The sequence below is a fragment of the Enterobacter sp. YSU genome (assembly GCF_016082135.1).
GTDB classification, from domain to species: domain Bacteria; phylum Pseudomonadota; class Gammaproteobacteria; order Enterobacterales; family Enterobacteriaceae; genus Enterobacter; species Enterobacter hormaechei_C.
Map to the genome: position 1 here is coordinate 852,095 of NZ_CP059487.1, position 22,673 is coordinate 874,767.

The 22,673-nt window shown below is 55.1% G+C and carries 20 protein-coding genes; 10 read left to right on the top strand and 10 right to left on the bottom strand.

Features of this window, described 5'->3' with window-relative positions:
* Positions 1-4: 4 nt before the first annotated feature.
* Together aceE and pdhR are read right to left on the bottom strand one after the other, a co-directional pair.
* Positions 5-2,668, bottom strand: a complete 2,664-nt coding sequence (gene aceE / locus H2Z33_RS04180) for a pyruvate dehydrogenase (acetyl-transferring), homodimeric type (RefSeq protein WP_003856315.1) — start codon at positions 2,666-2,668, stop codon at positions 5-7.
* 123 nt (positions 2,669-2,791) lie between these two features.
* Complete coding sequence (gene pdhR, locus H2Z33_RS04185; RefSeq protein ID WP_015572686.1) at positions 2,792-3,556, bottom strand: pyruvate dehydrogenase complex transcriptional repressor PdhR; 765 nt, start codon at positions 3,554-3,556, stop codon at positions 2,792-2,794.
* Positions 3,557-4,093: 537 nt separating this feature from the next.
* Between pdhR and aroP the strand changes: the two genes are divergently transcribed.
* The 3 genes from aroP to H2Z33_RS04200 all read left to right on the top strand — a co-directional run bounded on the left by aroP (position 4,094) and on the right by H2Z33_RS04200 (position 7,987).
* Positions 4,094-5,464 carry an aromatic amino acid transporter AroP gene (gene aroP, locus H2Z33_RS04190; RefSeq protein WP_015572685.1) on the top strand — a complete coding sequence of 457 codons (1,371 nt, stop codon included), beginning with the start codon at positions 4,094-4,096 and terminating at the stop codon, positions 5,462-5,464.
* 164 nt (positions 5,465-5,628) lie between these two features.
* Positions 5,629-7,026, top strand: coding sequence for a glycoside-pentoside-hexuronide (GPH):cation symporter (locus tag H2Z33_RS04195; protein ID WP_040117219.1), 1,398 nt, complete (start codon positions 5,629-5,631; stop codon positions 7,024-7,026).
* Positions 7,027-7,036: 10 nt separating this feature from the next.
* Entirely contained in the window at positions 7,037-7,987 is a 951-nt protein-coding gene (locus H2Z33_RS04200) for a family 43 glycosylhydrolase (protein ID WP_045330130.1), read from the top strand.
* 18 nt (positions 7,988-8,005) lie between these two features.
* Here the strand turns inward: H2Z33_RS04200 and ampE are convergent, their stop codons facing one another.
* Positions 8,006-8,860 (bottom strand): beta-lactamase regulator AmpE, encoded by an 855-nt coding sequence (gene ampE, locus H2Z33_RS04205; RefSeq protein ID WP_063135039.1) that lies wholly within the window; start codon positions 8,858-8,860, stop codon positions 8,006-8,008.
* Positions 8,857-9,420, bottom strand: a complete 564-nt coding sequence (gene ampD, locus H2Z33_RS04210; RefSeq protein ID WP_017694507.1) for a 1,6-anhydro-N-acetylmuramyl-L-alanine amidase AmpD — start codon at positions 9,418-9,420, stop codon at positions 8,857-8,859. The genes ampE and ampD overlap by 4 nt, the downstream gene beginning before the upstream one ends.
* A gap of 87 nt (positions 9,421-9,507) precedes the next feature.
* Here ampD and nadC point away from each other — a divergent pair, with 87 nt between their 5' ends.
* The 4 genes from nadC to hofC all read left to right on the top strand — a co-directional run bounded on the left by nadC (position 9,508) and on the right by hofC (position 13,579).
* The gene (gene nadC, locus H2Z33_RS04215) at positions 9,508-10,401 is read left to right on the top strand and encodes a carboxylating nicotinate-nucleotide diphosphorylase (protein WP_015572681.1); all 894 of its coding nucleotides are present in this window, start codon (positions 9,508-9,510) and stop codon (positions 10,399-10,401) included.
* Between the two features lie 174 nt (positions 10,402-10,575).
* A complete protein-coding gene (gene ppdD / locus H2Z33_RS04220) occupies positions 10,576-11,013 on the top strand; it encodes a prepilin peptidase-dependent pilin (RefSeq protein WP_015572680.1) in 438 nt (145 codons plus the stop codon).
* 12 nt (positions 11,014-11,025) lie between these two features.
* Positions 11,026-12,405 (top strand): type II secretion system protein GspE, encoded by a 1,380-nt coding sequence (gspE, locus tag H2Z33_RS04225; RefSeq protein ID WP_198091826.1) that lies wholly within the window; start codon positions 11,026-11,028, stop codon positions 12,403-12,405.
* Positions 12,395-13,579: a protein transport protein HofC gene (gene hofC, locus H2Z33_RS04230; protein WP_062938403.1), complete on the top strand. Its 1,185-nt coding sequence runs from the start codon at positions 12,395-12,397 to the stop codon at positions 13,577-13,579. The genes gspE and hofC overlap by 11 nt, the downstream gene beginning before the upstream one ends.
* 33 nt (positions 13,580-13,612) lie before the next feature.
* Here hofC and H2Z33_RS04235 read toward each other — a convergent pair whose 3' ends face one another.
* Entirely contained in the window at positions 13,613-14,656 is a 1,044-nt protein-coding gene (locus H2Z33_RS04235) for a GMP reductase (protein ID WP_017383777.1), read from the bottom strand.
* A gap of 228 nt (positions 14,657-14,884) precedes the next feature.
* Here H2Z33_RS04235 and coaE point away from each other — a divergent pair, with 228 nt between their 5' ends.
* Genes coaE through yacG form a run of 3 tightly spaced genes read left to right on the top strand, consistent with a single transcriptional unit; the run spans position 14,885 to position 16,452 of the window.
* Positions 14,885-15,505, top strand: a complete 621-nt coding sequence (coaE, locus tag H2Z33_RS04240) for a dephospho-CoA kinase (RefSeq protein WP_032103181.1) — start codon at positions 14,885-14,887, stop codon at positions 15,503-15,505.
* Positions 15,505-16,248: a cell division protein ZapD gene (gene zapD, locus H2Z33_RS04245; protein ID WP_017383779.1), complete on the top strand. Its 744-nt coding sequence runs from the start codon at positions 15,505-15,507 to the stop codon at positions 16,246-16,248. The genes coaE and zapD overlap by 1 nt, the downstream gene beginning before the upstream one ends.
* Positions 16,249-16,257: 9 nt before the next feature.
* Positions 16,258-16,452 (top strand): DNA gyrase inhibitor YacG, encoded by a 195-nt coding sequence (gene yacG / locus H2Z33_RS04250; protein ID WP_015572675.1) that lies wholly within the window; start codon positions 16,258-16,260, stop codon positions 16,450-16,452.
* A 34-nt stretch (positions 16,453-16,486) separates the two neighbouring features.
* On the opposite strand, the gene mutT is transcribed toward yacG, so the two are convergent.
* The 5 genes from mutT to ftsZ all read right to left on the bottom strand — a co-directional run bounded on the left by mutT (position 16,487) and on the right by ftsZ (position 22,655).
* Positions 16,487-16,879, bottom strand: coding sequence for an 8-oxo-dGTP diphosphatase MutT (gene mutT, locus H2Z33_RS04255; RefSeq protein ID WP_063135055.1), 393 nt, complete (start codon positions 16,877-16,879; stop codon positions 16,487-16,489).
* Between the two features lie 57 nt (positions 16,880-16,936).
* Complete coding sequence (gene secA / locus H2Z33_RS04260) at positions 16,937-19,642, bottom strand: preprotein translocase subunit SecA (protein ID WP_015572673.1); 2,706 nt, start codon at positions 19,640-19,642, stop codon at positions 16,937-16,939.
* Positions 19,643-19,700: 58 nt separating this feature from the next.
* Positions 19,701-20,204, bottom strand: a complete 504-nt coding sequence (gene secM / locus H2Z33_RS04265; RefSeq protein ID WP_032103219.1) for a secA translation cis-regulator SecM — start codon at positions 20,202-20,204, stop codon at positions 19,701-19,703.
* A gap of 280 nt (positions 20,205-20,484) precedes the next feature.
* On the bottom strand, positions 20,485-21,402 hold the full coding sequence (lpxC, locus tag H2Z33_RS04270) for a UDP-3-O-acyl-N-acetylglucosamine deacetylase (RefSeq protein WP_003856337.1): 918 nt from the start codon (positions 21,400-21,402) through the stop codon (positions 20,485-20,487).
* A 101-nt stretch (positions 21,403-21,503) separates the two neighbouring features.
* Positions 21,504-22,655, bottom strand: a complete 1,152-nt coding sequence (gene ftsZ, locus H2Z33_RS04275) for a cell division protein FtsZ (protein ID WP_003856338.1) — start codon at positions 22,653-22,655, stop codon at positions 21,504-21,506.
* Positions 22,656-22,673: the final 18 nt, after the last annotated feature.

Genomic DNA, 22,673 nt, shown 5'->3' on the forward strand with positions numbered 1-22,673 from the left:
CCTCTTACGCCAGACGCGGGTTAACTTTATCTGCATCGATGTTGAATTTGGTGATTGCGTCTGCAACCACTTTCTTATCGATTTCGCCACGTTTAGCCAGTTCGCCCAGTGCTGCTACTACCACGTAGGAAGCATCAACTTCGAAGTGGTGACGCAGGTTTTCGCGGCTGTCAGAACGACCGAAGCCGTCAGTACCCAGTACGCGATAATCATCAGCTGGAACGTAAGTACGAACCTGCTCAGCGAACAGTTTCATATAGTCAGTAGACGCCACCGCTGGCGCGTCGTTCATCACCTGAGCGATGTACGGAACGCGTGGGGTTTCCATTGGGTGCAGCATGTTCCAGCGCTCACAATCCTGGCCATCACGCGCCAGTTCAGTGAAGGAGGTAACAGAGTACACATCGGAACCCACACCGTAGTCTTTCGCCAGGATCTGCGCTGCTTCACGAACGTGACGCAGGATAGAACCGGAGCCCAGCAGCTGAACTTTACCTTTGCTACCTTCGATGGTTTCGAGTTTGTAGATACCTTTACGGATACCTTCCTCGGCACCTGCTGGCATTGCCGGCATGTGGTAGTTTTCGTTCAGGGTGGTGATGTAGTAGTAAATATTCTCTTGCGCTTCACCGTACATGCGCTGCAAGCCGTCATGCATGATGACTGCCACTTCGTACGCGTAAGACGGGTCGTAAGAGATACAGTTAGGGATAGTCAGAGACTGAATGTGGCTGTGACCATCTTCGTGCTGTAGACCTTCACCGTTCAGGGTCGTACGACCAGAAGTACCACCGATCAGGAAGCCGCGAGCCTGCTGGTCGCCTGCCTGCCAGCACAGGTCACCGATACGCTGGAACCCGAACATGGAGTAGTAGATGTAGAACGGGATCATCGGCAGGTTGTTGGTGCTGTAAGAAGTCGCAGCAGCCAGCCAGGATGCGCCTGCACCCAGTTCGTTGATACCTTCCTGAAGGATCTGACCTTTCTCGTCTTCTTTGTAGTATGCAACCTGCTCACGGTCCTGCGGGGTGTACTGCTGACCGTTCGGGCTGTAGATACCGATCTGACGGAACAGACCTTCCATACCGAAAGTACGCGCTTCGTCGGCGATGATTGGAACCAGACGATCTTTGATCGACTTGTTCTTCAGCATCACGTTCAGGGCACGAACGAAAGCGATAGTGGTAGAGATCTCTTTGTTCTGCTCTTCCAGCAGCTGAGAGAAATCTTCCAGCGCTGGCAGTTCCAGCTTCTCGGTGAAGTTAGGCTGACGAGCAGGCAGGTAGCCTTTCAGCGCCTGACGACGTTCGTGCAGGTACTTGTGCTCTTCAGAACCTTCCGGGAAGGTGATGTAAGACAGTTTTTCTACCTGCTCATCGGTCACTGGAACGTTGAAACGGTCGCGGATATAACGCACGCCGTCCATGTTCATTTTCTTAACCTGGTGAGCGATGTTTTTACCTTCTGCGGTATCACCCATGCCGTAACCTTTGATGGTGTGGGCCAGGATCACAGTCGCTTTACCTTTGGTTTCACGCGCTTTTTTCAGTGCAGCGTAAACTTTCTTCGGATCGTGACCACCGCGGTTCAGCGCCCAGATCTGCTCGTCAGTCCAGTCTGCAACCAGGGCTGCGGTTTCAGGATATTTGCCGAAGAAGTGCTCACGAACGTAGGCACCGTCTTTGGATTTGAAGGTCTGGTAGTCGCCGTCAACGGTTTCGTTCATCAGCTGGATCAGTTTACCGCTGGTGTCTTTGCGCAGCAGCTCATCCCAACGACCGCCCCACATCACTTTGATCACGTTCCAGCCAGCACCTGCGAAGATGCCTTCCAGTTCGTTGATGATCTTGCCGTTACCGGTTACCGGACCATCCAGACGTTGCAGGTTACAGTTGATGATGAAGCACAGGTTGTCCAGCTTCTCACGGGTCGCGATGGTGATCGCGCCTTTAGATTCTGGCTCATCCATTTCACCGTCGCCCAGGAAGGCGTAAACGGTCTGCTCAGAGGTGTCTTTCAGACCACGGTGTTCCAGGTACTTCAGGAATTTAGCCTGATAGATCGCACCGATTGGACCCAGACCCATAGATACGGTCGGGAACTGCCAGAACTCAGGCATCAGTTTAGGGTGCGGGTAAGAAGACAGACCCTTACCGTGAACTTCCTGACGGAAGTTGTTCATCTGCTCTTCAGTCAGACGACCTTCCAGGAAGGCACGTGCATAGATGCCCGGAGAGATGTGGCCCTGGAAGTACACCAGATCGCCGCCATCTTTCTCGTTAGCTGCACGGAAGAAGTGGTTGAAGCACACTTCGTAAATGGTCGCAGAAGACTGGAAGGACGCCATGTGGCCACCCAGTTCCAGGTCCTTCTTGGATGCGCGCAGAACGGTCATGATGGCGTTCCAGCGGATAGCAGAACGGATACGGCGTTCCAAATCCAGATTGCCCGGGTATTCCGGTTCGTCTTCGACGGCAATCGTGTTTACGTAGTTGCTAGCCCCTGCACCTGAAGCCACTTTCACGCCGCCTTTGCGTGCTTCTGAAAGCAGCTGATCAATCAGATACTGAGCGCGCTCAACACCTTCTTCACGGATGACCGATTCGATCGCCTGTAGCCAGTCGCGAGTTTCGATCGGATCCACGTCATTTTGGAGACGTTCTGACATGGGGGTATTCCTTATCTATCTAATACGTTGATTTGTCTGGAACCTGTCCCATTGTATTTTCGCCAGAAAACACAATAAGACAGGTTCTGCGTTTAGTTGCCGCGCTCTAAAAGTACCTGGCGCTTAATCCTTTCGTTGCTGTATGCGGCGTAATGAACGTTCGCGACGCGATTGTTCACGGCTGCGGTCCAGCAAGATTTCCTCAATGAAAGCCAGATGGCGGTGCGACGCTTCGCGCGCCTGCTCCGGTTCCCCGGCCATTATCGCCTCGAATACTCGGGTGCGATGGTTGCTTACCAGCGGGAGCATCTCCCGACGGGCATACAACAATTCAAAATTCTGACGAACGTTCTGGGCCAGCATCGGCTCCATGCAGCGTAGCAGATGGAGGAGCACCACGTTGTGCGCCGCTTCGGTGACGGCAATTTGATACTGGACGACGGCATTGGACTCGGCGTCTAAATCGCCGGACTGCTGTGCCCGTTCAATGGCCTGATGCAGCTCGCGAATACGTACGCGGTCTTCATCAGTGCTGCGAAGGGCGGCGTAATAAGCCGCGATACCTTCCAGCGCGTGACGGGTCTCAAGCAGATCAAACTGGGATTCTGGGTGGTCAGAGAGAAGTTCTACCAGCGGGTCGCTGAAGCTCTGCCACAGGCTGTTTTGCACAAAGGTTCCGCCACCCTGGCGACGGAGCAACAGGCCCTTTGCTTCGAGACGTTGAATCGCCTCACGCAGAGAGGGGCGTGAAACGTCGAACTGTTTTGCCAGCTCGCGTTCTGGCGGGAGTTTCTCGCCCGGGCGCAGTGTCCCTTCGAGAATCAAAAACTCCAGCTGCTGCTCAATCACATCGGAAAGTTTTGGTTGGCGAATTTTGCTGTAGGCCATATTCCCTGTCTTACGCCTTTTTGCCCGGAGTCAATTGGTCTTACCAATTTCATGTTCGTATCGCTAAAGTAACAAAGTATTCACCTTCTGTCCATATTGGTTTTGATTGAAATCAGTAAACCCGGCACATTTTAACAACCTTACAGAACTAACGTTTCAGGAATGTAACTTTGCACAAATGAAATGGTTACTACCAAAGAGGCAGCTTTAACCATAATGAAACGAGGGTTTTTGCAATCTGAAGCGATTCAACAAGGCAAAAAATGAAAATTCGCCCTCTTCTGACGCATTTCTATTCTATAGGTTGGGGTATGAGGGGTTAACGTACCGATTTACAATTGGTTTCTTTTTATTCAAGTCGTCTTCATCCCTTCATAAAGCAGGTGCATTCGCTGGCGCTTACCACTATTCTTGCGCTAACGGAAGCCATCTCCGCTTTTTTCGGTATCGTTAACCGTAAAGAAATAAATACAGAATATGGACTTTCATAATTACACACGCACAGCGTGAACATAACAACCACACACGAGGTTTCAAATGGAAGCTCAACAGCATGGCGATCAGCTAAAGCGCGGCCTTAAAAACCGCCATATTCAGCTCATCGCCCTGGGCGGTGCTATTGGTACTGGCCTGTTTCTGGGCAGTGCATCGGTTATCCAGTCGGCCGGTCCGGGCATTATTCTGGGGTACGCGATTGCGGGTTTTATTGCATTTCTGATTATGCGCCAGTTAGGTGAAATGGTTGTTGAGGAGCCGGTCGCAGGCTCATTCAGCCACTTCGCCTATAAATACTGGGGCAGCTTCGCAGGTTTCGCCTCGGGGTGGAACTACTGGGTTCTGTACGTTCTGGTTGCCATGGCCGAGCTGACCGCCGTTGGGAAATACATTCAGTTCTGGTACCCGGAGATCCCCACCTGGGCGTCTGCGGCGGCCTTCTTCGTCATTATCAATGCCATTAACCTGACCAACGTAAAAGTGTTTGGTGAGATGGAGTTCTGGTTTGCCATCATCAAAGTGATTGCCGTTGTAGCGATGATCATCTTCGGCGGCTGGCTGCTGTTCAGCGGCAACGGCGGTCCGCAGGCCACCGTGCGCAACCTTTGGGAGCAAGGCGGGTTCCTGCCGCACGGCATGACCGGTCTGGTGATGATGATGGCAATTATCATGTTCTCCTTCGGCGGTCTGGAGCTGGTGGGCATCACCGCCGCGGAAGCCGACAACCCGGAGCAGAGCATCCCGAAAGCCACTAACCAGGTTATCTACCGTATTCTGATCTTCTATGTGGGCTCCCTGGCGGTCCTGCTCTCCCTGCTGCCATGGACGCGCGTGACGGCGGATACCAGCCCGTTTGTGCTCATCTTCCACGAGCTGGGCGACACCTTCGTGGCGAACGCGCTCAACGTCGTGGTGCTGACCGCCGCGCTCTCCGTTTATAACAGCTGCGTTTACTGCAACAGCCGTATGCTGTTCGGCCTGGCGCAACAGGGCAACGCACCGAAAGCGCTGCTTACCGTTGATAAGCGTGGCGTACCGGTTAATACCATCATCGTGTCGGCGGTCGTGACGGCGCTGTGCGTTCTGATTAACTACCTGGCACCGGAATCTGCCTTCGGTCTGCTGATGGCGCTGGTGGTTTCCGCGCTGGTGATTAACTGGGCGATGATTAGCCTCGCGCACATCAAGTTCCGCCGCGCCAAGCACCAGCAGGGCGTAACCACGCGCTTCCCTGCCCTGCTCTATCCGCTGGGGAACTGGGTTTGCCTGCTGTTCATGGCAGCTGTGCTGGTCATCATGCTCATCACCCCAGGCATGGCGATTTCCGTCTACCTGATCCCGGTCTGGATTGCGATCCTCGGCGTGGGTTATATGGTGAAACAGAAAAATGCCAAAACGGTGAAAGCGCACTAAGTGTTTTCTCGCTGTACTCGCGGTTGCGGGTACAGCGTCTTGTTACCTTCCTCACAAATTCGCGCCCACAGCAAAATCCTCCATATCACCGCCTTTATATTGCAACGCATATATTCGTTTGCCAGCGAATAATTCTCTCCATACCGAAACCCGGAGAGCTGTCGATGAATAACAACAAACTGTCAGTAAAAGAAAAGATCGGCTATGGCATGGGTGACGCCGGATGCAACATTATCTTTGGCGCCATCATGTTATTTGTTAACTACTTTTATACGGATATTTTTGGTCTGGCTCCTGCACTGGTTGGCGTTTTACTCCTGTCCGTACGCGTCATTGATGCCGTCACGGACCCAATTATGGGCGCGATTGCCGACCGTACCCGCAGCAAATATGGCCGGTTTCGTCCATGGCTGCTGTGGATTGCCTTCCCCTACGCGCTGTTCAGCATCCTGATGTTTACCACGCCTGACTGGAGCTATAACAGCAAAGTTATCTATGCCTTTGTCACCTACTTCCTGCTGTCGCTGACCTATACCGCCATCAACATTCCGTACTGCTCGCTCGGCGGCGTGATCACCAACGACCCGAAAGAGCGCGTTGCCTGCCAGTCCTACCGTTTTGTTATGGTTGGTATCGCCACGCTGCTGCTGTCGCTGACGCTCCTGCCGATGGCCGACTGGTTCGGTGGGGATAACAAAGCCAAAGGCTACCAGATGGCGATGACCGTGCTGGCGCTGATTGGTACCTGCATGTTCCTGTTCTGCTTCGCCACGGTGCGGGAGCGCGTGCGTCCGGCGGTGCAAACTCATGACGAACTGAAAAACGACCTGAAAGACGTGTGGAAGAATGACCAGTGGGTGCGGATCCTGCTGTTAACGCTGTGCAACGTCTGCCCCGGCTTTATCCGCATGGCGGCCACCATGTATTACGTCACCTGGGTCATGGGGCAAAGCACCCATTTCGCCACGCTGTTTATCAGCCTGGGCGTGGTCGGCATGATGTTCGGCAGTATGCTGGCGAAAGTGCTGACCGACCGCTGGTGTAAGCTGAAGGTCTTCTTCTGGACCAACATCGTGCTGGCGATTTTCTCCTGCGCCTTTTACTTCTTCGACCCGAAAGCGACGACAACTATTGTCGTGCTCTACGTCCTGCTGAACATCCTGCACCAGATCCCGTCACCACTGCACTGGTCCCTGATGGCCGACGTGGATGACTACGGCGAGTGGAAAACCGGGAAACGCATCACCGGGATCAGCTTCTCCGGCAACATCTTCTTCCTGAAGCTGGGTCTGGCGATTGCCGGGGCAATGGTCGGCTTCCTGCTCTCCTGGTACGGCTACGACGCGGGCGCAAAAGCGCAGAGCGCGGATGCCATCAACGGGATCGTGCTGCTGTTTACCATCATTCCCGGCATTGGATACTTAATTACCGCGGGCGTAGTACGTCTGCTGAAAGTGGACCGTGAGACCATGAAGCAGATCCAGTCCGATCTGGAAAAGCGTCGCACCAACTATCGCGAGCTGAACGATTATCAGGAACTCAAAGCCGCTGAGACTAAATAAGGAAAGCCGAATGCAAACCTGGCCAAACCCGTTTATTGAACAACGCGCCGACCCGTATATCCTGCGTCACGATGGGCAATATTACTTTATCGCCTCCGTACCAGAGTACGATCGGCTGGCGATCCGCCGCGCGGACTCGCTGGAAGGTTTACGCGATGCCGAAGAGGTGGTTGTCTGGCGCAAGCCCGACACCGGCCCGATGAGCCAGCTGATCTGGGCACCGGAACTGCATCATATCGACGGCAGGTGGTACATCTATTTTGCCGCCACGCATACCCAGGCGCTCGATCAGCTCGGGATGTTCCAGCATCGCATGTTTGCCATTGAATGCGCAGATCGCGATCCGCTCACCGGTACGTGGGTGGAAAAAGGGCAAATCAAAACCCCGTTTGACACCTTCGCGCTGGATGCCACCACCTTTGTTCATCAGGGTAAACGCTGGTATCTGTGGGCGCAAAAAGCCCCGGACATTTCCGGTAACTCCAATCTTTACCTGTGTGAAATGGAAAATCCGTGGACGCTGAAAGGCGAGCCGGTGATGCTCAGTAAACCGGAATATGACTGGGAGTGCCGTGGGTTCTGGGTCAACGAAGGCCCGGCGGTGCTGTTCCATGGCGATAAGCTGTTTATCAGCTATTCCGCCAGCGCCACCGACGAGAACTACTGCATGGGATTACTGTGGGCAGACCTGAATGCCGATCCGCAAAACCCGGCTAACTGGCATAAATCCCCGCGCCCGGTGTTCGTCACCAGCTACGAAAACCGTCAGTATGGGCCAGGCCATAACAGCTTTACGCAGACGCCGGAAGGCGAAGATGTGCTGGTCTACCACGCGCGAAACTACACTGAAATTGAAGGCGATCCGCTTTACGATCCCAATCGCCATACTCGCCTGAAACTCGTCCGCTGGAACGAAAACGGGATGCCTGACTTCGGCATCCCGCCCGCGGATACGCCGTAACGGCTTCGGCGCGCTGGGTCAGACCAGCGTGCCGTAAATCGTTAGCAGCGCCACAATCACCACCACCACAAAGGATGTTTTCTTCGCCATCGAGACGGCAGCTTTTGGCGTTGCGACTTTATCCGTGTGCGGCTCACGCGCCAGCGAGAACTGTGCCAGTCGGGTTAAAACCTGATACTGCGAGATATGGCGGTCTGCAAGGGAGACAAACCACGCGGGCAGCGCCTTTTCACCGTGACCGATGAGGGCATAGACCACGCCTACCAGACGCACCGGAAGCCAGTCGAGCACGTGCAGGATGGCATCAATGCCGGACTGTAGACGTTCATGCGGCGTAAGATAGCGGGCAAGCCAGGTCTGCCAGGCGCGCAGGAACGCATAACCCATCAGCAGAACCGGCCCCCAGGGTCCGCCCACCACGAACCAGAACAGCGGCGCCAGGTAGTAACGGAAGTTAATCCACAGCAGCGCGTTTTGCAGCTCCCGCAGAAACTCGCGTTCATCGCAATCCGGCGGTACGCCGTGGATCATCGTCAACTCGCTCGCCATCGCGCCGCGCGCGTGGGCATCATCCCGGGAAGCGGCTTTCAGATACGCGTGATAGTGCAAACGCACCTTGCCCGCGCCAATACACAGCACGCCGAGCAGGATCCACACCACCAGCAGCGGCACGTTGAAAAAGAGGCCGTAAAGCGAGCGCAGCAACAGGAACGTAATCGCCATCACGCCTGCCGCCATCAGCAGCGTGCGCAGCATGGAAAAATGCCTGATGCGGCGGAATAACACCTCCAGCCGATGATCCAGATGCCAGTGCTCGCCGAGCTTAAACAGGCGTTCAGCGATCATAACCAGCAGCATGGTAAACAACGTCATGTTATCTCCTTATCTGACGACGTGGTAAGCATGGCGTGAAACCGGGACCAGTCAAACGCCGGGCCGGGGTCGGTTTTTCTTTCCGGGGCGATGTCGCTGTGCCCTGTAATATTGTCTGCAATGGCGGGATAGCGCCCGATTAACGTTTGCGTTACAGCAACCAGTTTCTCATATTGCGCATCGGTGTAAGGCGTGGTGTCCGTTCCTTCCAGTTCAATTCCAATAGAGAAATCATTGCACCGCTCGCGCCCCTGATACATCGACACGCCAGCATGCCAGGCTCGCTTATCAAAAGGAACATACTGAACCACTTCGCCATCACGACGGATCAGACAGTGCGCCGATACGCGCAGATGCGCAATCTCAGCAAAGAAGGGGTGGGCATCGGGATCTATCGTTCCAGTGAATAACGCATCGATCCACGGACCGCCAAACTCACCCGGCGGGAGACTAATATTGTGAACCACCAGCAGTGTGGGCTTTTCATCCTCCGGGCGGCAGTCGTGGTGCGGCGACGGTACATGCCGCGCGTCCACCAGCCATCCGTTTTCTAACAACATGCTGGAACTCCTTATCTATGGTGCTGTTACTCGGTTCAGAGTAGCATGTTTCAATATTATGATTCGTTACCAATTTGGAGTTTTATCATGCCGCCTCGCCGCTATAACCCCGACCACCGACGTGACGCGCTTCTGGAACGTATTAATAGTGATATCCCGGCAAGCGTTGCCCATGCCCTGAAAGAAGATCTCGGCGGCGACGTCAGCGCCGATAACGATATTACCGCCCAATTGTTGCCAAAAGAGACACGCTCGCATGCGGTGATCATCACCCGCGAAGCGGGGGTTTTCTGCGGCAAACGCTGGGTTGAGGAGGTCTTTACCCAGCTGGCAGGCGACGAGGTGCAGGTAACATGGCACGTTGAAGACGGTGATGCGGTCACGGCGAATCAGCCACTGTTCGAGCTGGACGGCCCGTCCCGCGTCTTGCTGACCGGTGAACGCACCGCGCTCAATTTTGTGCAAACGCTCTCTGGCGTTGCCAGTGAAGTACGCCGCTACGTTGACCTGCTGGCAGGCACCCGCACGCAGCTGCTGGATACCCGTAAAACCCTGCCGGGCCTGCGGACCGCGCTGAAATACGCGGTACTCTGCGGTGGCGGCGCCAACCATCGTCTGGGGCTATCCGATGCCTTCCTGATCAAAGAGAACCACATTATTGCCTCTGGCTCGGTGCGTCAGGCCGTGGAAAAAGCCTTCTGGCTACATCCGGATGTGCCGGTCGAAGTGGAAGTGGAAACGCTGGAGGAGCTGGACGAGGCCATTAAAGCGGGGGCTGACATCATCATGCTCGATAACTTCGACACGGAGCAGATGCGTGAAGCGGTCAAACGCACAAACGGCCAGGCGCAGCTTGAGGTGTCCGGCAACGTGACGTTCGACACCATCCGCGAATTTGCTGAAACCGGCGTCGATTACATCTCCGTTGGCGCCCTGACCAAGCACGTCCGCGCCCTCGACCTCTCGATGCGCTTCAAATAAATTAGCCTCCCCTCTCCGCCCGGAGAGGGGAAATACGAAACCGCTCGCAATTACGCTGTCCTTCTCTGCAACACTGAATCATTTCCCTGAAAGCCCCTTCACGTTCACGCTTTTGTCCCTCGTTTCTGCATGCTGGCACTGCCACAGTAGCGCCACTTAACGTAAGGAGCAGACATGAACAGACAACAAGGATTTACCCTGATTGAGCTAATGGTGGTCATTGGCATTATTGCCATCCTGAGCGCCATTGGCGTTCCGGCCTATCAGAACTACCTGCGAAAAGCGGCGCTCACCGATATGCTGCAAACGTTCATCCCCTACCGCACCGCCATTGAGCTTTGCGCCCTGGATCGTGGTGGTGTGGATAGCTGCGACGCAGGCACCAATGGCATCCCCTCCCCGACAACCACACGTTACGTTTCAGCGATGAGCGTGGCAAAGGGGGCCGTATCGTTAACAGGGCAGGAAAGCCTTAACGGACTTGAAGTGCTCATGACACCGATCTGGAGCGACGGTAACGGTATGACGGGCTGGACGCGTGACTGCAAAATTGCGTCCGACACGGCGCTCAGACAAGCCTGTGAAGATGTTTTCCGCTTCGACAACAACTGACAGGAGTGGACAATGAATACCGAACAGCTAATGACGCTCTGTCAGCGCCATCACGCACTGCTACTCGCAAGCGACACCGATATGATCAGCATTGCGGTGGTGGGTAATCCTGCCTCTGAGCTGATGGAAGCGTTACGCTTCGCCACGCAGAAGCGTATTGATATTGAGTGCTGGACGGCAGAACGGATGGAAAAACGGCTTCAGTCCGTCTCATCATCGCACCTGCCGGGCATAGCGCCAAACTCAGCCGCTGACGTGCTCAGTACAACCTTGCAGCAGGCAGTAAACCAGCGGGCTTCTGACATCCATATTGAACCGACGGAGCACGGCTACCAGATCCGTTTGCGAATCGACGGTGTTCTCTACCCGCAACCGCCGATCTCTGCCACCCTCGGGACGACGCTTGCCGCACGCCTGAAGGTGCTGGGTCAACTGGATATTGCGGAGCGCCGGCTGCCGCAGGACGGTCAGTTTACGGTGGAGCTGGCAAGCGTCCCCGTCTCTTTTCGTATCGCAACCCTTCCCTGTAGTGGTGGAGAAAAAATCGTGCTTCGTCTGCTTCACCAGGTACAGCAGGCACTGGAGCTTGAACAGCTGGGGATGAGCGCAGACCAGCAGGCCCGTTTTGCCGGGGCGCTTAACAGCCCTCAGGGGTTGATTTTGGTCACCGGCCCGACCGGTAGCGGGAAAACGGTGACGCTGTACAGCGCGTTACAGGCGCGAAATACCTCTGACGTCAATATTTGCAGCGTGGAAGATCCCGTTGAAATCCCGCTTGCAGGCTTAAACCAGACGCAGATTAATCCGCGCGCGGGGCTGACCTTTCAGAGCGTGCTGCGTGCCCTGCTCAGGCAGGATCCTGACATCATTATGGTGGGTGAAATTCGTGACGGCGAAACGGCAGAAATTGCCATTCAGGCGGCGCAAACCGGACATCTGGTGCTGTCCACCCTCCATACTAATTCGACGACTGAAACGCTGGTACGACTGCAACAGATGGGCGTCGCGCGCTGGATGATCTCTTCGGCGCTCTCGATGGTGATTGCCCAGCGACTGGTGCGCCGTTTATGTCCGTACTGCCGACAGGAAGCCAGCCGCCACACCGAATTACCCCGCACGCTGTGGCCCCGGCCGCTTCCTCGCTGGCAACCCACCGGCTGCGATCGCTGCTACCACGGTTTTTATGGTCGCGTAGCCATTTTTGAAGTGCTCGTCATCGACGACACGCTGCGGCAGGCCATCGCCAGCGGAGCAAACACGGAGGTGATTGGGTCCAGCGCTAGTCAGGCGGGAATGACCTCTTTGTTTGAGCATGGCTGCATGGCCGTAGAGCAAGGGCTGACCACGCTCGAAGAGCTGTTGCGCGTCCTGGGAATGCCCGATGGCTGCTAATTCGCTCTGGCGCTGGCGTGCCCTGAACACCGAGGGGGAGGTGCAAACCGGCACCCTCTGGGCCATCGACCGTGACGCAGCTTACACGGCTCTGGTGCTTAAACAACTGCACCCGCTGGCGCTAAAACGCTGTCAGCAGCGCCAGCGATGGCAGGTGCAGCACTGCTACGATATTTTTCGCCAGCTCGCCACGCTGCTACAGGCTGGACTCACGCTATCCCAAAGCCTGCACATGCTGGCGGAACAGCATCCTTTGCAGCACTGGCAGGCGCTGCTGCACAGTCTTGCTGATGACCTGAGCGAAGGTTGCGCCCTGTCAGAGACCATGAAGAAATGGCCAGAGGTGTTTAGCCCTCTTTATGTCTCAATGGTGAAGACGGGTGAGCTGACGGGTAAGCTCGAAGCCTGCTGCCGTCAGCTTGCGCAGCAACAAAAATCCCAGCAGCAGCTCAGTGCGAAGGTGAAGAAAGCGCTGCGCTATCCGCTGATCATCCTGACGCTGGCCGTTTTCGTGGTGCTGGCGATGGTCACGCTGGTTTTGCCTGAGTTTGCTGCAATCTACAAAACGTTCAACACCCCGCTCCCTTTGCTCACGCAGGCAGTCATGGGGCTGGCGGCCTTGGTTCAGGCGCATATCCTCACCCTTTTGACCCTGCTCGTGGCAATGGTTGTCATCGCCTGTAAGCTGCGGCGGCATCCACGCTGGCAGTATGTCTTGTTACACGTACCGGTGATGGGCACGCTGACGCGCGGGCAAAAACTGGGGCAGATTTTTACCGTGCTGTCATTAACCCAGCAGGCCGGAATTGCCTTTTTACAAGGACTGGAGAGTGTGGAGGAGACCGTTGAGAGGGGCTACTGGCAGGAGAAACTCCGTGAGATACGCAGCGATATCGAACAGGGGATGCCCGTGTGGTCCTCCTTCCAGAAGGCCTCTGTTTTTACGCCACTGTGTATTCAGCTCATTCGCACCGGAGAAGTGTCGGGTTCACTGGATGTGATGCTGATGAATCTGGCCCGCCACCATACGGAACAGACATTTCAGCAGGCAGACAATCTGGCAGCGCTTCTTGAGCCTTTGCTACTGGTCGTGACGGGTCTGATTATTGGCACGCTGGTGGTGGCAATGTATTTGCCGATTTTCCATCTGGGGGATGCAATGAGCGCGGGGTAATGCTGGCGCACGGACGCGCGCCAGCCGTAGCCGTCAGAGGCTATTGAATACGCGGTTTTCCTGCTCCTGAACGCGGATAAACGTCGTGCGTTTCGTCAGCTCTTTCAGGCGGGAAGCACCAACGTAGGTGCAGGCAGAACGCAGACCTCCGAGGATATCGCGCGCCGTGTTTTCGACCGGACCACGCAGTGGCAGCTTAACGGTTTTGCCTTCCGCCGCACGGTATTTCGCGACACCGCCCACGTGACGGGTCATCGCGGATTCAGAGCTCATTCCGTAGAACAGCATGAACTTCTCACCGTTTTCTTCCACCACGGTACCGCCGCTCTCTTCGTGGCCAGCCAGCATGCCGCCGAGCATCACGAAATCCGCGCCGCCGCCGAAGGCTTTCGCGACATCGCCTGGCATGGTGCAGCCACCGTCGCTGATGATCTGGCCGCCCAGACCGTGCGCAGCGTCAGCGCATTCAATTACCGCAGACAGCTGCGGATAACCCACACCGGTTTTCACGCGCGTGGTGCAAACGGACCCCGGGCCAATACCAACTTTTACAATGTCGGCCCCGGAGAGGATCAGCTCTTCACACATTTCACCGGTCACCACGTTGCCCGCGATGATGGTTTTGGTTGGCCAGGCCTCACGTGCCTTGCTGACGAACTGAACGAAATGCTCGGAATAACCATTTGCCACGTCAATGCAGACAAAATTCAGCGCTGGATTGGCGTTCAGGATCTGTTTGGTTTTCTCGAAATCTGCATCAGAGGTACCGGTCGAGACCATCACATGCTTCACCACGTCAGCCGAGGCGGAGGCGACAAACGCATCCCACTCTTCAGCGCTGTAGTGTTTGTGTACCGCAGTAAGGATGTCGAATTGCGCCAGTGCGGTAGCCATCTCGAAGGTTCCGACGGTGTCCATGTTGGCCGCGATAATCGGCACGCCAGACCACGTCTGACCGGAATGCTTAAAGGTGAATTGACGTTCGAGTTCAACGTCTGAGCGACTTTTCAGTGTAGAGCGTTTAGGGCGGATAAGAACGTCTTTGAAACCTAACTTCAGATCTTCTTCGATACGCATGTGCGGATTCCTGGGGTTAGAGGCAAATATATTAAAAGCACAACTCCAGTGACGCTATCATACGCACTAATACCTGCTCCGCAAGACTGCGAAATTCTCTTTTTTTACGCTACAATCCTATAAATTTACCTGGTAAAAAGCGGGTAAAGAGAGCTAAACATTGGCTGTTGTAAGTTTGAATTTTAAGCAACTGATTTTAAAACTGAATAATTCCCAGGATCTGATTTAATGGGGTATATCGTCGCATTAACCGGCGGCATCGGTAGTGGTAAAAGCACCGTTGCGCACGCGTTTGCTCGTCTCGGCATCACGATTATCGACGCCGATATCATTGCCCGTCAGGTGGTAGAACCCAATACACCCGCCTTAAACGCCATCGAAGCGCATTTTGGTCGCCCCGTGATACAGGCTGACGGCACCCTGAATCGTCGGCAGCTGCGTGAGTGCATATTTTCCGATCCAGCGGAAAAAGCCTGGCTTAATGCCCTGCTCCACCCCATTATCCACCAGGAAACTCAGCGTCAGATTGCCGCAGCCAGTTCGCCCTATGTGTTGTGGGTGGTCCCGTTACTGGTGGAAAATCAGCTTCAAAATAAAGCAGACAGAACGCTGGTGATTGACGTTTCCCGCGAAACGCAAATCCAGAGAACCATGGCGCGTGACCATGTTTCTCGCGAGCATGCTGAACAAATTCTTGCCGCACAGGCCACGCGCGAAGCGCGCCTCGCCATTGCGGATGATGTTATTGATAATAACGGCGCACCAGATGCCATTGCATCGGATGTTGCTCGTCTGCACGCGCAGTATCTGACCTTCGCCGCGCAGGCCGTTGCACAGGAAAAACCATAATGTCGACTCATATCCTTTTTGAGCACCCGCTTAACGAAAAAATGCGTACCTGGCTACGCATAGAATTTCTTATTCAACAGCTTTCACAACATCTGCCTGTCAACGATCACGCCACGGCGCTGCATTTTTTCCGCAACGTGGGCGATCTGCTGGATGTGATTGAACGCGGCGACGTCCGCACTGAGCTGTTGAAAGAGCTGGAGCGCCAGCAGCGTAAATTACAGGCCTGGGCCGAAGTACCGGGCGTGGATCAAAGTCGAATTGACGCTTTACGCAAGCAGCTAAAAAACAGCAGCACGACCCTGATGGCCGCGCCGCGCGTTGGCCAGTTTTTACGAGAGGATCGTCTGATTGCGCTGGTGCGCCAGCGCCTGAGCATACCGGGCGGATGCTGTAGCTTTGATCTGCCAACGCTGCATATGTGGCTGCACATGCCGCAGGAACAGCGCGATCGCCAGGTGAACAGCTGGCTGGGCAGCCTGGAGCCGATGAATCAGACGTTATCCCTGATCCTCGATCTTGTGCGTAACTCTGCCCCGTTCCGCAAACAAACCAGTCTCAACGGTTTCTATCAGGATAACGGCGACGACGCCGATCTTCTGCGCCTGAACCTGTCTCTTGGCGAGCAGCTTTACCCGCAAATTTCCGGGCATAAAAGCCGTTTCGCGATCCGCTTTATGCCGCTGGACAGTGAACATGGCACCGTGCCGGAACGCCTCGATTTTGAACTGGCCTGTTGTTAAGGAGTGCCAATGTCTGACGTAACCACCGTAAACTGCCCAACCTGTGGGAAAACTGTCGTCTGGGGAGACGTAAGTCCATTTCGCCCATTCTGCTGTAAGCGCTGTCAGCTTATAGACCTGGGCGAATGGGCGGCGGAAGAGAAACGCATTCCGAGCGAAGGCGATCTCTCGGATAGCGATGACTGGAGCGAAAACCAGCAGTAACGTTCAAAGCCTGCTGGCGCGTCGCTTAGCAGGCCTACGGTTGTGCGGCCAGCCGGAGGATCACAGGCTCATTGACAGGCGGGAATTTTTCCGCATCGCTGGCCTGAAGCTCAATCCAGTTACCCGGCTGCCCCTCTTTTCCCCACGGCTCACCTTCCCAGTTTTCAACCAGCCAGAACCACAGCGTGATGTGACGATCCGGAAACTGGTACTCCAGCTTATCGAACAGCGTTGCGCCAAGCGGGGTGATCCCCACCTCTTCCTGAAGCTCACGCACCAGCGCCTGCTCCGGCGTTTCACCTGATTCGATTTTTCCGCCGGGGAATTCCCATTTGTTGGCCATGTGCGCATCGGCGGCACGTTGGGTAATGAAGATCTGATTTTGCGGGTTGCGAATGATCCCGACAGCAATTTGCAGTGTTTTCATCATGTCACTTCCATAAAAAAGGCGCAGATATCTGCGCCTTTTCGGTTTGTTATGTTCTTAGCTCAGGCGGCCGTGGCACGCCTTGTATTTTTTGCCGGAACCGCATGGGCACGGATCGTTACGACCGACTTTACGATCGCCCGTCTGCGCTGCGATTGCCGCTGCGGCTTCGCTCTCATCGGTCTGATGGCTCAACTGCTGCATCTGTGCCAGACGCTCAGCTTCTTCACGACGCTGCTGCTCCATCGCTTCCACTTCTTCCGGCATACGCACCTGAACTTTGCTCAGGGTGCTGATGACTTCATACTTCAGCGACTCCAGCATGGCAGCAAACATGGAGAAGGATTCACGCTTGTACTCCTGCTTCGGATCTTTCTGCGCATAACCACGCAGATGGATACCCTGACGCAGGTAGTCCATTGCCGCCAGGTGCTCTTTCCACAGGGAGTCCAGGGTCTGCAACATTACGCCTTTCTCGAAGTGACGCATCATCTCTGCGCCAACCACTTCTTCCTTACGCTTGTAGACGTCCAGCGCGGTTTCGTAGATACGCTCGCGCAGGGTCTCTTCGTGCAGCTCAGGCTCTTTGTCCAGCCACTCTTTGATTGGCAGTTCGAGATCGAAGTCGTTTTTCAGACGTTCCTGCAAACCTTCGATATCCCACATCTCTTCCAGAGACTGCGGCGGAATGTGCGCGTCGATAGTGGCTTTGAACACATCTTCGCGAATGCTGTTGATGGTTTCGCTCACGTCGGACACGTCCAGCAGTTCGTTACGCTGGGTGTAGATCGCACGACGCTGGTCGTTGGCAACGTCATCATATTCCAGCAGCTGCTTACGAATATCGAAGTTGCGGCTTTCTACTTTACGCTGGGCGTTGGCAATCGCTTTGGTAACCCACGGGTGCTCGATCGCTTCGCCAGGTTTCATTCCCAGTTTACGCATCATGCCGGACACACGGTCAGAGGCGAAAATACGCATCAGCGCATCTTCCATAGACAGATAGAAGCGGGAAGAACCGGCATCACCCTGACGACCTGCACGACCGCGCAGCTGGTTATCGATACGACGAGATTCATGACGCTCGGTACCAATGATGTGCAGACCACCGGATGCCAGCACCGCGTCGTGACGCACCTGCCAGTCGGCTTTGATCTGCGCGATTTGCTCTGGGGTTGGGTTTTCCAGCTCCGCCACTTCGGCCTGCCAGCTACCGCCGAGCATAATATCGGTACCACGACCCGCCATGTTGGTGGCGATGGTTACGGCAGCCGGGTAACCGGCCTGCGCAACGATATCTGCTTCTTTAGCGTGGAACTTGGCGTTCAGAACGTTGTGTTTGATGCCTGCTTTGGTCAGCTCGTTAGATACCACTTCGGATTTCTCGATGGAGATGGTCCCCACCAGTACCGGCTGGCCCTTCGCGGTACGTTCGCGAATATCTTCAATGATCGCCTGAATTTTTTCCGCTTCAGTCATGTATACCAGGTCCGGCATATCCTTACGGATCATCGGACGGTTGGTAGGTACTACCACGGTATCCAGCTTATAGATGGAGCTGAACTCAAACGCTTCGGTATCTGCGGTACCGGTCATCCCCGCCAGCTTCTCGTACAGACGGAAGTAGTTCTGGAAGGTGATGGATGCCAGCGTCTGGTTTTCGTTTTGAATATCCACGCCTTCTTTCGCTTCCACGGCCTGGTGCAGGCCATCGGACCAGCGACGTCCCTGCATGGTACGGCCGGTGTGTTCATCGACGATGATGACTTCGCCGTCTTTAACGATGTAGTCAACGTCGCGGGTGAACAGGGCGTGCGCGCGCAGTGCGGCCGTTACGTGGTGCATCAGCATGATGTTGCTCGGGGAGTACAGAGACTCGCCCTCTTCCATAATGCCTTCAGCCACCAGCAGCTCTTCGATTTTCACCAGGCCGCGTTCGGTCAGGTTGACCTGACGCGCTTTTTCATCCACGGAGAAGTGACCTTCACCCTGGAAGGTATCGGAGTCTTCTTTCTCCTGACGCAGCAGGTGAGGAATGATTTTGTCGACTTTACGGTACATCTCGGAGCTGTCTTCGGCCGGGCCGGAGATGATCAGCGGGGTACGCGCTTCATCGATCAGAATGGAGTCAACCTCATCCACCAGCGCATAGTGCAGTTTACGCTGGACGCGCTCTTCCGGGCTGAACGCCATGTTGTCACGCAGGTAGTCGAAGCCGTATTCGTTGTTGGTGCCGTAGGTGATATCCGCGTTATACGCTTCACGCTTGGCAGGTGCCGGCAGGCCGGACATGTTAATGCCCACGGTCATGCCGAGGAATTCGAACAGCGGACGGTTGTTTTCGGCGTCGCGCTGCGCCAGATAGTCGTTGACGGTAACAACGTGAACGCCCTTACCCGTCAGCGCATTCAGGTAAGCCGGCAGCGTTGCCGTCAGGGTTTTACCTTCACCGGTACGCATTTCCGCGATGCAGCGCTCGTTGAGCACCATCCCGCCCAGCAGCTGCACGTCGAAGTGACGCATGCCGAACACGCGTTTACTGGCCTCACGTACAACGGCGAAGGCTTCCGGGATCAGGCTTTCTAAGGTTTCACCTTTCTCCAGACGCGCACGGAACTCCGCGGTTTTCGCTTTCAGCTCATCATCAGTGAGCTTCTCCATCGCCGGTTCCATACCGTTGATGACGTTCACAGCTTTGCGCATGCGGCGCAGGGTACGATCGTTACGACTACCAAAAACTTTGGTTAACAATTTAATTAGCATAATAAATTCTCAAACGCCCCAGTCGGGCAGATAAATTAAGGTATTGAAAAAGGTTAATTTAGCTGAGGCGTTGAGGCCCGGCACGGATGCCGTGAACCTGGCTAATCCATGTCGAAACAGAGAAGGATGCAGGGGAAACAAAATCCGTTTGCGCCGTCTGATTTACGGTCACTGGCGGCTGGTTGTCCTGCGTCAGAAGCGCATTAAGCGTATCGAGCAGGGCAAGATGCTGAGCCTGAACCGGCAGCGTTTCTTCCGCAACAGGCATCGTCTGCGGCGCCATCGCGAACGACAGATGGCGGATAACCGTGCGAATCGCGTGCTGCTGCCAGTAATCAACGGAGAAATTAGGACGGCGGCTAGCTTCAAGCCATGCGAGATTAGTGAAGTTAACCCGTGTGGTGAGATCGTGTTTGGTCGTCGTGGAACGTGCTGGCGTGGCCGCGTCTGCGCTGTTGCTGAGCACAGGCAAGCCGAAACTCGCCGCGACCATCCCCAATAAGAGATGCGGCCAGAAGTAACGTCTGCCAAATTGTCGCCAGCGCGTCAGTATTCCGCTCACTTGCTCCACCACGTTCGCCCGCCAGTGCAGGCTGAGTTCAGTTATTCTTTTTTAGCGCCCAGATATTACCACTAAAGCCAATACACGGCAGCAGGAATGACACCTTGCAGCAGGTAAAAACGGTCAATAATGCAGCGAACACACCGTTATTCGGCACCCGACACAGGCCAGGGGTGAGGGGGACAAATTAAAGAAGGGCAGAAATAAAAACGACTGGCTTCCCTGGTCGGAGAGAGTACCAGGTGAACCAGTCGCTTTTCTTACGAAACGGCTTTAACCGTTACGCCAGGACCATAGTCGGGGCTTTGAACGCCAGCGGCAGTTCAGCTTCGTCTTCGAAGGTCACATATTCCCAGGCTTCCTGTTTTGCCAGGACGGCCTGCAACAGTTTGTTGTTCAGTGCATGACCGGATTTAAACGCGGTAAATGCACCAATGATGTTGTGACCACACATGAAGAGGTCGCCGATCGCGTCCAGCATTTTGTGACGAACAAATTCATCTTCAAAACGCAGGCCGTCTTCGTTCAGTACGCGATAATCGTCAACAACGATGGCACAATCGAAGCTGCCGCCCAGGCACAGGCCGCGGGATTGCAGATATTCGATATCACGCATAAAGCCGAAGGTACGTGCTCGGCTGATCTGACGCATGAACGCATCCGCAGAGAAGTTCATCGCATAGCGCTGGGTGCTGGAGTCAATCGCCGGATGGTTAAAATCGATGGTGAAGTCCAACGAGAAACCATTGTACGGTTTGAATTCAGCCCATTTGTCGCCATCTTCGACGCGAACGGTCTCTTTAATGCGAACAAATTTCTTCGCGCAGTTCAGTTCTTCGATGCCGGCATCCAGCAACAAATAAACGAACGGAGCAGCACTCCCGTCCATGATCGGGATTTCTGGCGCATCGACTTCAACCATAATGTTGTCGATACCCAGACCCGCCAGGGCGGCGTTCAGGTGCTCTACGGTAGAAATCCGCACGTCATGCTCGTTCACCAGACAAGTACAGAGCATAGTATCACGCACAGATTTGGCATCGGCCGGAAAATCTACCGGTGGATTCAAGTCGGTGCGACGATAGATGACCCCGGTATTGGCCGGCGCAGGGCGTAACGTCAGTGTGACTTTCTTGCCGGTATGTAAACCGACACCCGTCGCCTGAACGATACGTTTAAGTGTCCTTTGTTTGATCATCGTATAATCTCGCCAAATTAACTATCCAACCGAGAGTGTATATCACTAACGGTGGGCCAGTTTAGCACAAAGAGCGCAAATCCCCAAATTCCAGCCAATTCTTAGTCAGCTTGCTTACGCAGGAACGCCGGGATATCCAGATAATCTGGCTCTTTTGCCGTTTGTGGAGTCGGGTCGTTCACCACTTTCGCAGCGGGTTTTTGCTCCTGAGTCAGAGGCGCCATACCGTGCTGCTGGTAACGATCCATAACCGGCTGCTGAGTCTGTTTGTTGGTCACCAGGGTGATCTCAGGACGCTTGTCCATCCCGATACCGGTGGCCACAACGGTCACACGCAGTTCGTCGTTCATTTCCGGATCAAGGGACGTACCGATAACGACGGTCGCGTTGTCAGAGGCGAACGCACGGATGGTGTTACCCACGGTTTCGAACTCATCCAGACGCAGGTCAAAGCCAGCGGTAATGTTGACCAGCACGCCGCGCGCACCAGACAGATCGATATCTTCCAGCAGTGGAGAAGAGATCGCCATTTCAGCGGCTTCTTCCGCACGGTCTTCGCCGCTCGCCACGCCAGAGCCCATCATCGCGTAGCCCATCTCGGACATCACGGTGCGAACGTCTGCAAAGTCAACGTTCATCAGACCAGGACGGGTAATCAGTTCAGCAATACCCTGAACCGCGCCTTTCAGCACGTCGTTTGCCGCGCCAAAGGCGTCCAGCAGAGAGATACCGCGACCCAGCACTTTCAGCAGCTTGTCGTTCGGGATGGTAATCAGAGAGTCCACGTGCTTGGACAGCTCGGTGATACCCTGCTCCGCGAAAGCCATACGCTTCTTACCTTCAAAGTTGAAAGGCTTGGTCACGACAGCAACGGTCAGAATACCTAAATCTTTAGCGACTTCCGCCACAACGGGTGCTGCACCGGTACCTGTACCGCCGCCCATACCCGCTGCGATGAAGACCATGTCTGCACCGTCCAGTGCAGCGCGCAGCGCTTCACGATCTTCTTCAGCCGCGTTGCGGCCCACTTCCGGGTTAGCCCCTGCTCCCAGACCTTTGGTGATGCCACCACCGATCTGAATCGTCTGGCCAACAGCCGTTTTACGCAGCGCCTGCGCATCGGTGTTCACCGCGAAGAATTCAACACCTTCGATGCGCTCGCGCACCATGTGCTCTACGGCGTTACCGCCGCCGCCACCGACGCCGATGACTTTAATCACCGCGTCGTTGGTTAATTCCATAGGTTCAAACATAATCTCTCTCTCCGTTGT

What these genes read in the sequence shown, in the direction of transcription:
- aceE (WP_003856315.1), bottom strand. Translation starts at nt 2,668, where the DNA reads ATGTCAGAACGTCTCCAAAATGACGTGGATCCGATCGAAACTCGCGAC.
- pdhR (WP_015572686.1), bottom strand. Translation starts at nt 3,556, where the DNA reads ATGGCCTACAGCAAAATTCGCCAACCAAAACTTTCCGATGTGATTGAG.
- aroP (WP_015572685.1), top strand. Translation starts at nt 4,094, where the DNA reads ATGGAAGCTCAACAGCATGGCGATCAGCTAAAGCGCGGCCTTAAAAAC.
- H2Z33_RS04195 (WP_040117219.1), top strand. Translation starts at nt 5,629, where the DNA reads ATGAATAACAACAAACTGTCAGTAAAAGAAAAGATCGGCTATGGCATG.
- H2Z33_RS04200 (WP_045330130.1), top strand. Translation starts at nt 7,037, where the DNA reads ATGCAAACCTGGCCAAACCCGTTTATTGAACAACGCGCCGACCCGTAT.
- ampE (WP_063135039.1), bottom strand. Translation starts at nt 8,860, where the DNA reads ATGACGTTGTTTACCATGCTGCTGGTTATGATCGCTGAACGCCTGTTT.
- ampD (WP_017694507.1), bottom strand. Translation starts at nt 9,420, where the DNA reads ATGTTGTTAGAAAACGGATGGCTGGTGGACGCGCGGCATGTACCGTCG.
- nadC (WP_015572681.1), top strand. Translation starts at nt 9,508, where the DNA reads ATGCCGCCTCGCCGCTATAACCCCGACCACCGACGTGACGCGCTTCTG.
- ppdD (WP_015572680.1), top strand. Translation starts at nt 10,576, where the DNA reads ATGAACAGACAACAAGGATTTACCCTGATTGAGCTAATGGTGGTCATT.
- gspE (WP_198091826.1), top strand. Translation starts at nt 11,026, where the DNA reads ATGAATACCGAACAGCTAATGACGCTCTGTCAGCGCCATCACGCACTG.
- hofC (WP_062938403.1), top strand. Translation starts at nt 12,395, where the DNA reads ATGGCTGCTAATTCGCTCTGGCGCTGGCGTGCCCTGAACACCGAGGGG.
- H2Z33_RS04235 (WP_017383777.1), bottom strand. Translation starts at nt 14,656, where the DNA reads ATGCGTATCGAAGAAGATCTGAAGTTAGGTTTCAAAGACGTTCTTATC.
- coaE (WP_032103181.1), top strand. Translation starts at nt 14,885, where the DNA reads ATGGGGTATATCGTCGCATTAACCGGCGGCATCGGTAGTGGTAAAAGC.
- zapD (WP_017383779.1), top strand. Translation starts at nt 15,505, where the DNA reads ATGTCGACTCATATCCTTTTTGAGCACCCGCTTAACGAAAAAATGCGT.
- yacG (WP_015572675.1), top strand. Translation starts at nt 16,258, where the DNA reads ATGTCTGACGTAACCACCGTAAACTGCCCAACCTGTGGGAAAACTGTC.
- mutT (WP_063135055.1), bottom strand. Translation starts at nt 16,879, where the DNA reads ATGAAAACACTGCAAATTGCTGTCGGGATCATTCGCAACCCGCAAAAT.
- secA (WP_015572673.1), bottom strand. Translation starts at nt 19,642, where the DNA reads ATGCTAATTAAATTGTTAACCAAAGTTTTTGGTAGTCGTAACGATCGT.
- lpxC (WP_003856337.1), bottom strand. Translation starts at nt 21,402, where the DNA reads ATGATCAAACAAAGGACACTTAAACGTATCGTTCAGGCGACGGGTGTC.
- ftsZ (WP_003856338.1), bottom strand. Translation starts at nt 22,655, where the DNA reads ATGTTTGAACCTATGGAATTAACCAACGACGCGGTGATTAAAGTCATC.